The organism is Gilliamella sp. Occ3-1, assembly GCF_001690655.1.
In the GTDB taxonomy this organism is placed as follows: domain Bacteria; phylum Pseudomonadota; class Gammaproteobacteria; order Enterobacterales; family Orbaceae; genus Gilliamella; species Gilliamella apicola_P.
Genome location: NZ_LZHQ01000017.1, coordinates 42,918 through 59,551, shown reverse-complemented (window position 1 = coordinate 59,551; position 16,634 = coordinate 42,918). Strand labels below are relative to the sequence as shown.

Annotated in this window: 13 protein-coding genes; all 13 read left to right on the top strand. The window is 32.4% G+C overall.

Annotated elements, in window-relative coordinates; translation table 11 throughout:
* Positions 1-184: integrase core domain-containing protein (locus A9G43_RS10715; protein WP_141671072.1), on the top strand; the 184-nt coding region annotated here is incomplete at its 5' end.
* A gap of 33 nt (positions 185-217) precedes the next feature.
* A complete protein-coding gene (locus tag A9G43_RS11380) occupies positions 218-466 on the top strand; it encodes a phage integrase SAM-like domain-containing protein (protein ID WP_176701703.1) in 249 nt (82 codons plus the stop codon).
* Positions 460-1,107 (top strand): site-specific integrase, encoded by a 648-nt coding sequence (locus tag A9G43_RS05380; RefSeq protein ID WP_065607262.1) that lies wholly within the window; start codon positions 460-462, stop codon positions 1,105-1,107. The genes A9G43_RS11380 and A9G43_RS05380 overlap by 7 nt, the downstream gene beginning before the upstream one ends.
* A gap of 749 nt (positions 1,108-1,856) precedes the next feature.
* Positions 1,857-3,110, top strand: a complete 1,254-nt coding sequence (locus A9G43_RS05375) for an SIR2 family protein (protein WP_065607260.1) — start codon at positions 1,857-1,859, stop codon at positions 3,108-3,110.
* Between the two features lie 372 nt (positions 3,111-3,482).
* Positions 3,483-4,460, top strand: a complete 978-nt coding sequence (locus A9G43_RS05370) for an HlyD family secretion protein (RefSeq protein WP_065607258.1) — start codon at positions 3,483-3,485, stop codon at positions 4,458-4,460.
* Positions 4,461-4,503: 43 nt separating this feature from the next.
* Positions 4,504-5,664 carry an ABC transporter permease gene (locus tag A9G43_RS05365; RefSeq protein ID WP_065607256.1) on the top strand — a complete coding sequence of 387 codons (1,161 nt, stop codon included), beginning with the start codon at positions 4,504-4,506 and terminating at the stop codon, positions 5,662-5,664.
* On the top strand, positions 5,661-6,851 hold the full coding sequence (locus A9G43_RS05360; protein ID WP_034913003.1) for an ABC transporter permease: 1,191 nt from the start codon (positions 5,661-5,663) through the stop codon (positions 6,849-6,851). The genes A9G43_RS05365 and A9G43_RS05360 overlap by 4 nt, the downstream gene beginning before the upstream one ends.
* A gap of 285 nt (positions 6,852-7,136) precedes the next feature.
* Positions 7,137-7,856 (top strand): epoxyqueuosine reductase QueH, encoded by a 720-nt coding sequence (locus A9G43_RS05355; protein WP_065607254.1) that lies wholly within the window; start codon positions 7,137-7,139, stop codon positions 7,854-7,856.
* Between the two features lie 188 nt (positions 7,857-8,044).
* The gene (locus A9G43_RS05350) at positions 8,045-12,319 is read left to right on the top strand and encodes an acyl-CoA dehydratase activase-related protein (protein ID WP_065607271.1); all 4,275 of its coding nucleotides are present in this window, start codon (positions 8,045-8,047) and stop codon (positions 12,317-12,319) included.
* Positions 12,320-12,398: 79 nt separating this feature from the next.
* Positions 12,399-13,007 carry a CDP-alcohol phosphatidyltransferase family protein gene (locus A9G43_RS05345; protein WP_065560077.1) on the top strand — a complete coding sequence of 203 codons (609 nt, stop codon included), beginning with the start codon at positions 12,399-12,401 and terminating at the stop codon, positions 13,005-13,007.
* 11 nt (positions 13,008-13,018) lie between these two features.
* Entirely contained in the window at positions 13,019-14,770 is a 1,752-nt protein-coding gene (locus A9G43_RS05340; protein WP_065607252.1) for a bifunctional alpha/beta hydrolase/class I SAM-dependent methyltransferase, read from the top strand.
* A complete protein-coding gene (locus A9G43_RS05335) occupies positions 14,770-16,107 on the top strand; it encodes a phosphatase PAP2/dual specificity phosphatase family protein (RefSeq protein ID WP_065607250.1) in 1,338 nt (445 codons plus the stop codon). The genes A9G43_RS05340 and A9G43_RS05335 overlap by 1 nt, the downstream gene beginning before the upstream one ends.
* The gene (locus A9G43_RS05330) at positions 16,094-16,570 is read left to right on the top strand and encodes a hypothetical protein (protein WP_065607248.1); all 477 of its coding nucleotides are present in this window, start codon (positions 16,094-16,096) and stop codon (positions 16,568-16,570) included. The genes A9G43_RS05335 and A9G43_RS05330 overlap by 14 nt, the downstream gene beginning before the upstream one ends.
* The last annotated feature ends 64 nt before the right edge of the window (positions 16,571-16,634 follow it).

Genomic DNA, 16,634 nt, shown 5'->3' with positions numbered 1-16,634 from the left:
TTACATTGAACGATTTAATCGGACTTATCGAACTGAAGTGTTAGATTTATATCTTTTTAACAACCTAGCGCAAGCAAGGAGAATAACCGAAGAATGGTTAACGATTTATAACACCGAAAGGCCTCATGAAGCACTAAATAATATGACGCCGATCGAGTATAAAACATTAAAACAGGCAGCTTAATTTTCTACGTGAGTTGTGTATTAAGTTTGGGGTATTTACAAAACTATCTATAATTATAGAAGGTATATTGAAGCATTTACTCGATTTTTTAATAGTGATTTTACAAATATTAACTCAATTAACCATAAAACAGTATCAAACTTTAGAAGCCATATTTTGGAGGTCAGACAATGTAAACATGTAACGTGGAATAGTTATTGTCGTCATTTTAAAGCGTTAATGGGATTTGGTATAGAACAAGGCTTAGTTATTCAAAAAAAAATCCATTTGATAAGATGTTAATAAAACCAGGAAAGAAAGCTAAAAAGACTATATCACAAGCAGATATTGATATTTGTTTAAGTTTTCTTAAAGAAAAACAGCTAAAAGAATCACCAAGAGATTTTTGTTATCCCGCCCAATTTTGGATAACACTGATTAAAATTTTGCAGTATACGGGTATTCGACGTAATCAATTGTTGCATATTCGTATTTGTGATATTAATGATAAAGATAAAAAACTTTTTTTAAGAGAAGAGGGCTCGAAAACTCATAACGAACGAGAAATTCCACTAATTGACGATGTTTTTCGCGATATTGTTGAATTAAAGAAACAATTAAAAATGTTAAATAAAAAACCAACCATGCAGCTATTTAATATTTATCATTTTAAAAATGATAAATGTGATTTTTACAAAGAAATGAATTTTGATCGAATAGATTCATTTTTTCAGCGATTATCAAAAGTTTGCAATGTTAAAGTTAGTCCTCACCGATTTCGACATACATTAGCAACAAATTTGATGAAACACCCTGATCGGAATGTAACATTAGTAAAAGAGCTATTAGGGCATTCATCGTTGTCAACAACATTAGAATATATAGTAACAGATCATGATCAATTAAGATCTTGTTTAGATGAGCATTTTAATCAATTAAAATAATGGTTAATTATATAAATAATTGTTTATTGATTATGAAAATTATTCAATAATGGTTTACTACTAGTATTCAATGTAATTGATATAGAATACTAGTAGTAATACATACAATAATGGATGATTATTAATGTTGACAAAATTTTTAATTTATTTATCATTTGTTAACAATATCTATCCCTCTTTATGAGGTATTATTAATACGTGGAAATTAATTAAACATTAAAATCAATTTGTTAGCCGATTTGACTCATAATCGATTGGTCACTGGTTCAAGTCCAGTAGGGGCCACCATTAAATGTTTTATCACCTTTTATCACTTTTCATTTTAATAAATAAAATCAGTAAGCTATATAAAATAAATCCTATAGATCGTTATCTCATGCACACATTTCTATCAGCAAACTTGCCAACCACTTAGGAATAGGCAAATCAATCTTAGATAAATGGATTAGACAACTAGCCCCGAATAAAATTAGCCATCGAGAGTTAACGACTGAGCAACAGCAGATTATGGCGTTAGAAGAAAAGATTAAAGAACTAAAAATGGCCAATGATATACTAAAAAAGACGCTTGTGTATTTCATCAACAATTAACATATATTATTCATGACTGTTACTACAAAACAAGGAAGATAGCTAATAAAGCACTGTTGAATATATTAAAATCTATTTTAATTGTGTATGGGCTTTATGAAAATTGAATAATCGTATATAATTTGTCTATTTTCTGTGTATTAAATAGGTTGTAAACGATGAAAATTTATTCAAAAGATACTATTAAAGATGGCAAAACATATATTGAACTTACTGATGATAATGAAAAGGCCCAATACTTTGGTCCATATATCAATAAAATATTAGATGTTGAGAATCTTATTATCCTTGCAGGCTCAGGAACTTCCTTAACCTTCAACACTACAGAAGAAACGAAAATAGCTCCTAGTATGCAGGATTTGTGGGATTTGTGCAAAACTGGCTATGAGCATGGATTTGATGATATTTTAGCACTTACTAACTATGAGAAACTTCAAGAAGTTAAAATTGATACTAATGTAGGTGCAGGTAAAATATTTAAACCTGATATAGAACTATTATTGTCAATATGTGATTCAATTATAGCTCTGGATAGTGTTAAGGAAGATGATAAAAATAAGATTCAAAATTTTGTAAAGATCGCTAAAAATACAATTTTAAGGGCAACAGACTTTACTAAAAAAATCAAAGAAGAAGACTGGAAAACACATAATAAATTTATTCGAATATTCTCTCGTAGGGGCATTAAACAGAAAAGATTAAAGCTCTTTACTACTAATTATGACCTAGCTTTCGAAACTGCCTCATCAAATACAGGAACTATTATTATAGATGGTTTTGAGTATGCTAATCCTTCCTATTTTAACCCAATGTGGTTTAGCTATGACATAGTAAATCGTAGATTGACCCAAGATAGAGTTGCTGGATATATACCAAATGTGATGCAACTCTATAAAATTCATGGTTCTATTGATTGGTTCAAAATTCAAGGTCGTGTGGGTAAAATAACTGGGACATCACTATTAAATATTGATCAAAGTTATGATCCAGTTTTTATTTATTCAGGTATTAATAAATTCCAAAAATCTTATGAATCACCATATTTGGATATGATGAGTGCTTTTTTAAATGCATTACAGAAACCGAAAACTGCATTGTTGTGCTTAGGATTCGGATTTAATAACAAATATATTAATGATGCTATTACTATGGCATTAAGAACAAATCCTGATTTCATGTTAATGGTTGGAACAAGAAATATTTCAAAATATAGAAGCTCAATTAATTCACAAATTAAAAAACTTCTAGAAACTTCAATTGAGCAGGGAGATGGACGTATTGCATTAGTGGATGCAACATTTGAAGAATTCGTTAATGCAATTCCAGAACGAGCAATTAGTAATCCAGAAGAGCAATTAGTAATCCAGAAGAGCAATTATTTGGAAAATTTGAAAATGTTTTATCCCTTATGAATTCGGAGACTACTACAAATGTAAAATAATAAAATGATTTTCTTCTTATGATTCTTTCTATTTTTCACCCATAATTTTCATTTATATCATAGAATCGGCTTCTGTATACTTTTGGGAACAGGGATTAATTAAAAACGCAAAGTGGTCTACAGACTAAAAATAAATTTATGTTTGAAAAACATACTGCGGTTGGTTGATAAATGATTTATATAAATATTTTAAATTGATGATTAAAAATTAAATAAAGATAAATATTTTTTAATCATTAACACATATAACAGTATATATTTTATTGCGTATTTAAGTGTTTGGCTTTATATTATTTTCAATACTAATATTGCAATTTTGCTTTAACCTTTATAAGCCCAATTTATGCATAAAAAACGTTTTTCTTTGATTGTAGCGATCATTGCTGTTATTGCTATGGTTGTTATTATATATTTTGCTTATCAACCTAGTACTATTATTTTGCAAGGTGAAGTTGAATCTAATCGTGTTGATGTTGCTGCCAGAGTTCAAGGTCGAGTAAACCAATTTAATTATGATGTTGGTGACGATGTTAAGCAGGGTGAAGTTCTTCTTACTCTTTCAAATCCTGCGTTGTTAGCTCAGCTTGCAACAGCAGAAGCGCAATTAAAAGTAGCAATGGCGAGTCGTGATAATACTTATAGCACTAGACCAGAAACAATTGATGTGCAAAAAGCGCAGTTAGATAAAGCTAAATCAGATTTAGATTTAGCTCAAACTAGCTATGAAAGAATTAATCGTTTAGCTAAAAATGGCACTGTTTCAAAGCAAAGCTATGATGAATCCTTTAATCAATATCAAGCGGCCATTAAAGCTTATGAAGCCGCTAAAGCTAACTTATCACTAGCCGAAAACGGTAGCAGTGTAGAACAGAAAAAATTAGCCGATGTGCAAGTTGAACAATCAGAAGCAGCATTGGCGCAAGTAAAAGCTGATGTTAATGAATTAACTTTAGTTTCTCCAATTAACGGTCAAATTACGACTCGAGTCGCTGAAACAGGGCAATTATACAGTCCAGGTACTCCGCTTTATTCTATTATTGATTTAAATGATATTTGGTTTACTTTTAATATACGTGAAGATTTGCTGGGAAACCTTAAAGTTGGTGATATGTTTCAAGTAAGAGTACCGGCATTAAATAATCAGATTATAGATGTTAAAGTCACTGTATTAAATGCTTTAGGTCAATATGCGAATTGGCAGGCGACTAAAGCAACGGGTGATTTTGACTTAAAGACTTTTGAAATGCGTGCTAAACCAATTAATAAAGTGTCAGGTCTCCGCCCAGGAATGAGTGTTACTACAAAGTGGCAATCTCGCTAGCTTGAATAATATCGAGATTTTACACAAAAAAGGAACGATATTAATGCATCACCGGCTATTTCAAGTAATTGGATGGGAACTTCGTAAATTAATTAAACAACGTATTTTGTGTTTATTAGTTTTCATCTATCCTTTATTATTTATTTTTTTATTTGTTTATATGTACCATGCCGGTGTTATTACTCAGGTACCTATTGCTGTTGTTGATCAAGATACAACCAAATCATCTCGCTTATTAATTCAACAAGTTGCGGCTTCACCTCAGCTACAGGTAGCTGAACGTTATCAAGATCTTACCTCAGCTAAACATGCGTTGATTAAAGGTGATGTTTATGCTGTGCTTTTCATTCAGCATGAGTTTGAAAAAGATCTTATAGCTGGTCATCAGCCAGAAGTTGTCGCTTTTTATAATAATCAGTATATGTCAGCTGGAACGATTATTTTTCGGGCGATGAGTTCCGCATTGAAAACAGCAAATAGTCAAATAGTATTGCAAGGATTATTAGAAAAAGGAATTGCTTCACCAGTTGCACAAAGCCAAATGCAAACTATACCGACAAGTTTACATCCCTTATATAATCCAACTTTAAATTATTTATATACGTTAATTAGTGGGTTAATTCCTACTATATTACAAATCATTATTATGATGGCCATGGTTACTAGTATTACTCGTGATCGTTTTACTGGAACGGGGTATCAGCAAATATTACAATTAGCTAATCATAATATTTTTATCTTTTTATTAGGACGCATTATTCCTTATTTTATCTATTTTTTATTTTGCTTGATTCTATTTGATACGGTTTTAATTGCTAATTTTAATTTACCTTTAAATGGACATTTAATATTGCTTATACTTGGTGATATAGGCTTTATTTTGACTTCATGTTTGTATGGCATTTTCTTTGGTTTAACGGGATCAACACTAGCACAAGCTTATGGCACTGCAAGCTTAGTAGCATCACCAGCGTTTGGATTTACTGGGCTTATTTTCCCTCGGATTGCAATGAATACCTTTGCTTATATTTGGAGTGCTTTATTACCTGTAACATGGTATATACAAATTCGTCTTGATCAAACATTAAGATCGCCAAATATAGTAACTTCCTTACAACCGTTTGTTTATTTAGTGATCCAATTAAGTGTTATGGTTATTCTTGTTTATCTTTTTTTACGAAAGATCCGTAGGCGGTTGATATGATTAAATCTTTACTATTAATTTCCTATGATGAATTAAAACGAATTTTCCAAACCAAAGCGATAGTTAGCGTTATGTTTGTGGGAATATTTATCTATTTCATCTTTTACCCACAACCTTATTTACATGAAGCAATCCGAGATGTTCCTATTGCTGTTATTGACCAAGATAATACCAATTACAGTCGAGATCTAGTAAGACAACTTGATGCTAATAAGTCCATCAATATAGACTTACATATTGCAGACTTAGAAACGGCTAAAAAACTTATTGAAGAACGTAAAATATATGGAGTTGTACTCATACCTTACCGTTTTCAAAAGAATATATTAGAAGGAAAAACTAGCCCAGTGTCATATTATGGCGATGCGAGCTATATTTTAATTTATAGTAATGTTGCTACCGCCATTAATACCGTTGCCAGTAATTTTGGCGCTAAAATTTCAATTTCACGCAAAATAGCGCAAGGTGTCGATCCTGCAGTGGCAAATAATAATGTTTCTCCTTTTAATAGCCAGTTAATTAGTTTATTTAATCCTCAATCAGGATATGCAACCTATATTATTCCAGCCGCTTTTATTTTGATCTTAAATCAGACATTATTTATCGGTAGTATTTTATGCCGTCTATTTAGTAAAAATTCTGATTTTGAAATAGCCTTTGTTAATAAACAAAATCACACGGTTTCATCGGCATTATTACTGCTTTCTGGTAAATTATTGACTTATTTAGTACTTTATTTAATCTATTTTATTATTTATACCGTATTTGCTAACTATTGGTATGACTTACCGCGCCTAAGTCATCTATCTGTTTCCTTACTATTTATTCTTCCTTTTATTTTGTCCACTTCGTTATTAGGTAAAATTGTTTCACATTTTGTCCATACGGTAAGTGATGTGTTTTGCTTAATTATACCGTCAAGTATGATTATCTTTTTTGTTACAGGATTATCTTGGCCAAAAGAATTGATGCCTCCTTTGTTCCATTTTATTGGCTATATATTTCCAGCTGTACCAGCTATAGTTGGGTCAGTAAAAATAAATCAAATGGGAGCATGTTTTTCCGAATTTAGTCAGCAATATTGGCATTTGTGGATATTAACCATTGTCTATTTTTGTATCGCATTTATTTTAGAAAAACGTTATGTTCAAAAGATAATGTCGACGAATGCTAGGAGAGAAAATTAAATTAGCAATAGTTCATTTATTATAAATAATCAAGTAAAAAATTGATTGATACAACAACGTCAGCAATGGCACTAATTTGCAGCTGTATTAATATGTTTGAATTTCTTTTTTAGCTTTATGATAAACCTCATTTGTTATATATAAAAATATGTCAGTTTCATAAAGTTAGATATAGAATTTTGGTTTTTTCCTTGAAGGTTAGTGTGTATAGCTATATCATAATTGGCCGACTAAGATCTTAGTTAGCTAGACCCAAAAAATAGAAAACAAAATAAATGAGTTCTCATGTTAATTAATGCTAAAAATATTCTCGAAAAATTAAATCCGCATAATAAAGTAAATTACGATTCTGTTTTAAAAGAAGTGATTAATAATTGGCAATCAGAATCAGTTCGACCAAAGTTACTAATTCATAGTTGTTGTGCACCTTGTAGTACCTATGTTTTAGAGTATTTAGCACAATATGCAGATATTACGATTTATTTTGCTAATTCTAATATCCATCCTAGAGTTGAATATGAGCACCGTAGTGTGGTGCAACAGAAATTTATTGCTGACTTTAATCAAAAAACAGGTAATAACGTTCAATTCTTAGAAGCACCTTATCAGCCAGCAGAATTTATTAAACAAGTTGGTCATTTGCGTGATGCGCCCGAAGGCGGCGAGCGTTGTCATATTTGTTACAAAATGCGATTAGATCTGGCCGCAATTAAAGCACAAGAATTGGGCTTTGACTATTTTGCAAGTGCTTTAACACTAAGCCCTAAAAAGAATAGCCAAAAAATAAACGAACTGGGGTTTGAAATTCAAGAGATCTTTTCGGTCAATTATCTACCTTCTGATTTCAAAAAAAATAACGGTTATAAACGCTCTATTGAATTATGCACGGAGTATGATGTGTATCGTCAATGTTATTGCGGTTGTATTTTTGCTGCCAAAGCACAAGGTGTTGATTTGAAAAATGTGATTGCGATAGCTAAGCAAGGATTAGAGAAGGACTTGTAACATTTATTTATAAAAATATACTGAAACGTATAGTTACCGGAAACTTTTTGACACTGTTATTATCTACTGAGAGATATTTTTTAAACAGAACTATTAAAAAATTTAAACATTTAGCTATAATTGTCATTTATAAAAATAAAATTAATTTTTTAATAGTTAGCTATATTCTTGCTAAATGTGAGTTTATTATGTCAAAACTATATAAGTTAGGATTGGATGTTGGTTCTACAACAGCTAAATGTGTGTTACTTGATGAGCATGATAACTTTGTGTATGCCAATTATGTTCGCCATAATACCCATGTTATAGCAACTGTGTTGCGATTATTAGATGAGATAGTACAAAAACTTGGCAATAATATTATCTTGTCGGTGAAAGTGACTGGTTCGGCAGGAATGGGGATTTCGGAAAAAGCAGAGATTGCTTTTATTCAAGAAGTGGTAGCTGCTTCAGAAGTTGTGCAACGAAAATATTCCGAAGTAAGAACATTGATTGATATAGGGGGAGAAGATAGTAAGATGATCTTCTTCTTCCCAGATCGTCCACCAGATATTCGTATGAATGGCAGTTGTGCTGGTGGAACTGGAGCGTTTATCGATCAGATGGCAACGTTACTTAATACTCCAGTTCAACAATTCGATCTTCTCGCCCAAAATCACAACCAAATTTACCCAATCGCTTCTCGTTGTGGTGTTTTTGCTAAAACCGATGTCCAAAATCTGATTAGTCGTAACGTTTCAAAAGAAAATATCGCATATTCTGTTTTGCATGCCGTTTGTATTCAGTTAGTTAACACCTTAGCGCGTGGTTATGACGTTGTACCAAAAGTGATGTTAATTGGTGGACCATTTTCATTTATTCCAACACTTGGTAAAGCGGCTTTAGAGACTTTAAAGCTAACTGAAGATCAAATTGTAAAAACTGAACATCCCACCTTATTGTCGGCTTGGGGAGCTGCAATTCATCTTTTGGATCGTACTGAACTTTCAATTACTGATTTTATTGCAAAATTAAATGCCTCAACAAAAATAACCACTAAACAGTCTTTTAGATTAAATCCATTATTTAATAAATTATTGTCTTTTAATGATTGGAAAAAACAAAGAAAATATATTGAAATTCCTAAAATTAAGCTAGCTGATTATCAAAAACAAAACGCTTTTTTAGGTATTGATAGTGGATCTACAACTACAAAAATTACCTTAATTGGTGAAGATGATGAGTTGCTTTTTACCTATTATGCACCAAATAATGGTCACTCTATTGGTGCTTTAAGCAAAGGTTTAACACAATTAAAGCAAGAAATTGCATCATCAAGTAAAAACATTGTTATTGCTCGAACAGGTGTTACAGGTTATGGCGAAGAGCTATTAAAAGCAGCTTTTGCTTTTGATGATGGACTTGTTGAAACGATGGCGCATTTTGCCGCTGCAAAACATATCGATCCTGAGGTAAGCTTTGTGATGGATATCGGCGGCCAAGATATGAAAGCTATTTTCATATCCAATGGTGTTGTTAATCATATTGAACTTAATGAAGCTTGTTCATCAGGATGTGGGTCGTTTATTGAAACATTTGCTAAGTCACTTAATTTTAATACGATCGACTTTGCTGATGCGGCTTGTAAATCAATAAGCCCTTGCGATTTAGGTACACGATGCACTGTTTTTATGAATTCTAAAGTTAAACAAGCTTTGCGCGAGAATGCTACCGTTGGTGATATTTCAGCTGGGTTGGCTTTTTCAGTCATAAAAAATGCGATTCACAAAGTATTAAAACTCCACGATATGCGAAAACTAGGTGATCATATTGTGGTACAAGGAGGAACTTTTAAAAATTCAGCAGTTTTTAGAGCGTTAGAACAATTAACTGGTGCACAAATTACGAGTTCTAATATACCTGAATTAATGGGGGCTTATGGCTCAGCATTAGTAGCAAAAAATTACTATCAACAAAACCCAATAGCATCAACATTTATTGGTTTAAACAATTTACACAAAGCCGAAGAAAACAAAGCTAAACTTTCGCGTTGTAAAGGGTGCGAAAATAAATGCGATATTGTAATTTATCGTTTTGCTAATGGGCAACGCTATTATTCAGGCAATAAATGTGAACGTTTTTTAAGTAATAATCCTCAAAAAGATAACAATTCATTTAATATGTTTGATTATAAAAATGCGTTGTTATTTGATCGTATTGCAATTTCAACTTCTAATGCAAAAATCAATATTGGCATTCCGCGAGTGTTAGGACAATACGAAAATTTTCCTTTTTGGCATACGTTATTAACTCACAGTGGCATTAAGGTTACTCTTTCGCCATTTTCGACCAATGCTATTTATGAAAAAGGGGCAGGAACAGTCATGTCTGATAGTGTTTGTTTTCCTGCTAAGTTGGTACATGGGCACATTATGGAACTTATTGAACAAAAGGTTGATCGTATTTTTATGCCCATGGTGGTTTTTGAGTCTGCGCAGTTTGATAATGCTGTGAATAGTTATAACTGTCCAATAGTCAGTAGTTATGCTGAAGTGGTAAATAGTGCGATTAATCCCGAAATTAAATATGGCTTGCCAATTGATCATCCGGTTATTAATTTCACCAATATTAAATTACTTAAAAAAGGCTGTATTAAGTATTTAACTTCGTTAGGTATTAATAAAGCTGTGGCAGAGAAAGCATTTTCTAGCGCAATAATTGATCAATCTAAATTTAAAAAATCACTTTATAATAAAGCAATTGAGGTCTTAAATAATGCTAAACAAACAGGACGTTATGTATTTGTTTTAGCGGGGCGCCCTTATCATAGTGACAGTTTAATAAACCATAAAACTCCCGAAATCTTAAATGCACTTGGTTGCGATGTGATTACTGAAGATTCGGTATTGGGAGCGATCAATCAATTGTCACCAGAACTACAAATTTGTTCACAGTGGAGTTATCCAAATCGTTTATATGCTGCAGCAACCTTTGTGGCACAACAAGCAAATAATATTCAATTCGTTCAACTCAATTCATTCGGTTGCGGACCTGATGCGATTGTCACCGATGAATGTAAGGCGGTATTAGAATCAAAAGGCAAAACCTGTACGATTATTCGTGTTGATGAAATTTCAGCAACGGGATCCGTTCGCTTACGTTTGCGGTCAATAATTGAATCCATCCGTATGAATCACCAACAGCCATTAAAATCTGTTGAACGTAAAAAGATAGCTATTTTTAATAAACAAGATAAACAGCGTAGGACGATACTAGCTCCGTTTCTTTCTGACTTTTATTCGCCAATTTTACCGTCAGTATTTGCATTATTGGGCTATAAACTAGAAACATTGCCAAAACCAGATAAAACTTCGGTTGAGTGGGGATTAAAATATTGTAATAACGAGATTTGCTATCCAGCAACCATTATTGTTGGCGATATTATCAAAGCTCTTCAATCTGGTAAGTATAATCGTGACGAAGTTGCGATTGGAATTACTCAGACAGGGGGACAGTGTCGTGCAAGTAGTTATCTATCATTAATTAAAAAGGCCATGATTAGTAATGGTTTTGAAGATATACCAATCATATCACTTAGTCCTAAGAACATGAATCAGAGTGAACAGCCAGGTTTTAAAATTAATTGGCTTAAAGCACTGCCAACTTCTTTTTTTGCTATGTTGTTTACTGATTCATTAGCTAAAATGTATTACGCTGTAGCGCCTAGAGCAAAGATAAAACAACAAGTTGATCAACTCAAGGATCTTTACATAAGAAAATTAGAGCAGGCTATTAGTCAGTATAAAGGTCATAAAGCAATTTATACACTATTAGCCGAAGCAGTTGCTGATTTTAACCAAGTAGAAGTTCTAAACAAAAATTGCCCACAAATTGGTATTGTAGGTGAAATCTATGTTAAATATAATAATTTTGGTAACCAACACAGTATTGATTGGTTAATTGATCAAGGCATTGAGCCAGTGATACCTCCAATGCTCGAATTTTTTGTTCAAGGCTTTGTAAATTTTGATAGTAATATTGATAATCACCTTGAATCGAAAAGGTATCTTTCCTATTTATTACACTTTTTTGAGAAGATTGCACAACGTTATATTGATAAAACTAATCAAATTCTGGCTAATTTTAAATATTATCAACCATTTCATAATATCCGTGATATAGCAAAAAAAGCTGAACAAATTCTTAATTTAAGTAACCAATTTGGAGAAGGCTGGTTGATTCCAGCAGGCATCATGAGTTTTGCTGAGTATGGTATTAACAATGTCATTAGTTTGCAACCTTTTGGCTGTATTGCTAATCATGTAGTTTCAAAAGGTGTTGAAAAACGTATACGCGACTTAAATCCTAAACTTAATTTATTGTATTTGGATTTTGATGATGGGGCAGGAGAAGTAAACGTGCTAAATCGTTTACATTTTATGGTTAGCTCATTAAAGTATACGCAATTACAACGTATTGTTTAATAACTATAATGGCTTATGGTTATGTGATAATGTATAAAATTATTCATAGTAATGCATTTACAAGGAGGATCAGTTAGTTGTGTTGTCGATTTATCAATTAAAACCAAAATTTCAAGCATTACTTAGACCATATGCCAATGCTCTTTATAAAGCAAATTTTACAGCCAATCAAGTAACATTAATAGCTGGATTTGGATCGATTTTTATCGCTTTCATTGTTGGAGTATTAGCCAAATATCAATGGATTTTTTTTCTTATTCCAATATGGATGTTTATCCGTATGGCACTTAATGCCATTGATGGTATATTAGCAAGAGAATATTACCAAAAATCAAATTTAGGTGCTTATTTAAACGAAATTTGTGATGTTGTGTCTGATAGCGCATTGTTACTCATTTTTACACAAATTGAATGTGTCAATAACTATTTAGTCATTTTAGTGGTTTTATTGTCGTTATTAACAGAATACAGTGGCGTGCTAGGTGTTATGATTGGTGCTTCACGGCGGTATGATGGACCAATGGGTAAGAGCGATCGAGCATTTGTGCTTGGTGGAATTAGTCTAGCGATTGCCACTTATTTATTACCTTTAAGTTACATCAATGCGCTATTATGGATCATTAGTATTTTGCTTGTTTGTACTGTAATTAACAGAATACGAAATGGCATTCAAGAAGTCCAAAAATAACGAGGGGAAATATGCGTCAACAGCAACAAAAAACATTTATTAGTTATGATGGCTGTCAGTTATTCTATCGCTATTGGTCTGTTATTGATAGCAATGCTAATCAACCTAAAGCAATAGTCATTTTTCATCGTGGGCATGAACATTCAGGACGTGTTGCACATCTTGCTGATGAATTAAATCTACCAGATTATCAAATCTTTGCTTGGGATGCTAGAGGTAATGGTCAATCAGAAGGTGAGCGAGGTGATGCTCCTAATTTTGCAACATTAATTAAAGATGCTAACTGTTTCATTGAACACATCATGCAGGAGTATAACCTCCGTCAAGAAGATATTGCTATTATAGCCCAAAGTGTTGGTGCTGTGATTGCTTCGGCATGGGTACATGACTATGTGCCAAATATTCGTGCCTTGGTATTAGGTTCACCAGCTTTTAGCGTAAAATTATATGTACCATTAGCGGTGCCAGGATTGAAATTACTATATAATTTGAAAGGGAATTTTTTTGTTAATAGTTATGTCAAACCTAATTTATTAACGCATGATTTAGAAAGAGCAACTTCGTTTACAAAAGACCCATTAATTACTCGACCTATTTCTGTACGACTTTTGCTTGATTTATATTCAGTATCAGATCGTGTTGTTAAAGATGCAAATGCAATTACCGTCCCAACACAATTGTTAGTTTCTGGATCGGATTATGTAGTAAGACGAAAACCGCAAAGACAGTTTTACGATAATTTGGGCACACAACAAAAAGAATTTCACATTCTCCCAGGGTTTTATCATGATACATTTGGCGAAAAAGAACGAAAATTCGCTATCGATCGTGCAAGACGATTTATTATTGGTTGTTTCGCCAATCAAATTTGTGTACCGCCATTAGTTAATGCTGATCTTGTAGGATATACTAGGCAAGAAGCAGATAATTTAACGATGCCTCCATCGGGTTTGATTAAACCTATATACTGGAAGTTTATTAAAGCCAATTTAAAATATGTCAGTAAAATATCTGACGGAATTAGGCTTGGTATCGATACGGGATTTGATTCGGGTAGTACGCTTGATTATGTTTACCGTAATGAACCATCGGGAACATCAAAATTGGGGCGTTTTTTTGATTATGTTTATTTACAATCTATTGGTTGGCGAGGAATTCGACAACGAAAAGTACATCTTGAAGAGTTATTAAAACTAGCTATCAATAAATTATATGATCAGAACTATTCTATCGATATTGTTGATGTAGCAGCAGGGCATGGGCGTTATATTTTAGAAACGATTAATCAAATTGCCAATAAACCCAATTCGATTTTACTACGAGATTATAGTGATATTAATGTGCTTGCAGGTCAAACATTAATAGAAGAGAAAGGATTAGTAAATATAGCACGTTTTGAAAAAGGCGATGCTTTTAATCGTGAGCAACTAGCCCAATTATCACCTAAACCAACTTTAGCTGTTGTATCTGGTTTGTATGAGCTGTTTAATGATAATCATTTGCTACGTAACTCTTTATCTGGCCTTGCTGACTCAATACCTGAAGGGGGATATTTAATTTATACCAATCAGCCATGGCATCCCCAATTGGAGTTTATAGCAAGGGCGTTAACATCACATCGTGATGGTCAACCATGGGTTATGCGAAGGCGAACTCAACGTGAAATGGATCAGTTGGTTGCAACTGCTGGGTTTAAAAAAATAACAATGCGTATTGATCAGTGGGGGATTTTTACTGTATCGCTAGCACAACGAATTAGATAATGGATAAAGTAAAACTAGGATTTAATAAGCTAACTATTTATAAGTTTATATGGTTAATTTGTTTAGCTATTTTCTTTTTTACTAGCTATAATTTTACTAATTGGTTTACCTCTATACGTAGTGATGTAGGAAGTATAGTTTTTAAATGGGAGCATTCAATTCCGTTATTGCCTTGGTCTATCGTACCTTATTGGTCGATAGACCTTATGTATGGACTAGCAATATTGCTTGTTTGCTCTCATCGAGCTCTAAAAATACTTTGTCTTCGACTTTTATCCGCTCAGATCATTTGTATTATCTGTTTTTTGGCTTTTCCGCTTAAGTTTTCTTTTGAGCGCCCAACATTAGATGGATTATCGGGATTATTATTTAATATTTTGATGGGATTTGATAAACCCTTTAATCAAGCGCCATCGCTTCACATTACATTATTGGTTATTTTATGGCAATTTTATGCTAGCTATTTTCGTGGTGTATGGTGCTATATTTTACATATTTGGTGTTTATTAATTGCTTTATCTGTATTAACAACTTGGCAACATCACTTTTTTGACGTCCCTACTGGGGTCGGAGTAGGATGTTTCTGTATTTGGTTATGGCCAGATGATAGTCTATCACCAATAAAAAATTACCAATTACCTAAGCAGTATTTTTGGAGTAGCGTTTATTTTTTACTGTTCGCATTTTCCTTTTCTATTGCTATTTACTTTTATTCATGGGCATTGTGGTTATTATGGTTTTCTGTTGCATTTTTATTAGTTTCAGTAAACTATTTATTAGTTGGCACAGTCGGTTTTCAAAAACAGACTAATGGAAAATTTAATCTTGTAGTTACTATTTTATATCTGCCTTATTTTGTGATTATATGGGTTAATTCACGATTGTGGACATTTAAAAATAAGTCGGTAGATTTGATTTGTGATAATGTTTATTTAGGTAGAATACCTTCCAATAATACTTTGCGCATAAATCATTTTTTCTCAATTGTTGATCTTTGCGCTGAATTACCAATTCCTCATTTTAATGGTCAGTACAATCTCATCCCTGTATTAGATATGACGCCATTGACGATTGAACAATGTCAGCAAGCAGCTGAAATTATTAATCAGTATTACAAAAAAGGTAAATTATTAGTCTGTTGTGCTTTGGGATATTCGCGCAGTGCTACCGCTATTATTGCTTGGTTATTGTTAACTAAAAGAGCATCGAACTTAGATGAAGCAATAAGTATGGTAAAAGAACGCCGTCATACAATTGTTATTACAGCCAAGCAACGAATAATTTTGTTAGACTGGTTTTTACAAATAAAAAAAGGAAGTCAGTATGTTAAATCATGATGAACCCAAAAAATTTACAACAGATTGTCAAACATCACTTGTGACATTTTGTAGTTTACTGACTATCAGTTTATCTACTGGTTTATTATTGTTAATTTTTACTATTACAGCATTATGCTTTGGATTGATCTCAAATTGGATGATTAACGATGCTTTACCATTAACCTTATTTTGTTTTGCTGCCTTTATTATGGGATTGATTGGGATTTATTACACATTACGAATTCAATTTGATAAACAACTGTTTAATTATTTGTCTACTCGCAACAAACAACTCTCCAATACACTTATTGAGTTAGATAATGTTCTGTTAACCCTTCATTTAATTAAGTCCAATCAGTTAATAAAACGAACTATCATTGAACGCCAACAAGGTACATTAAGGTTGTTTAGAAAACAAATAACATCACTGATTATACAAATTATATTGTTAATAGGAGCATGGTTTAGTGGCATTATCTAGTCTTGATAATAAAGTTATAGCAAAAAAGCTTTACGTTAATAGCAAATAAATAAAAAGGAGAAAC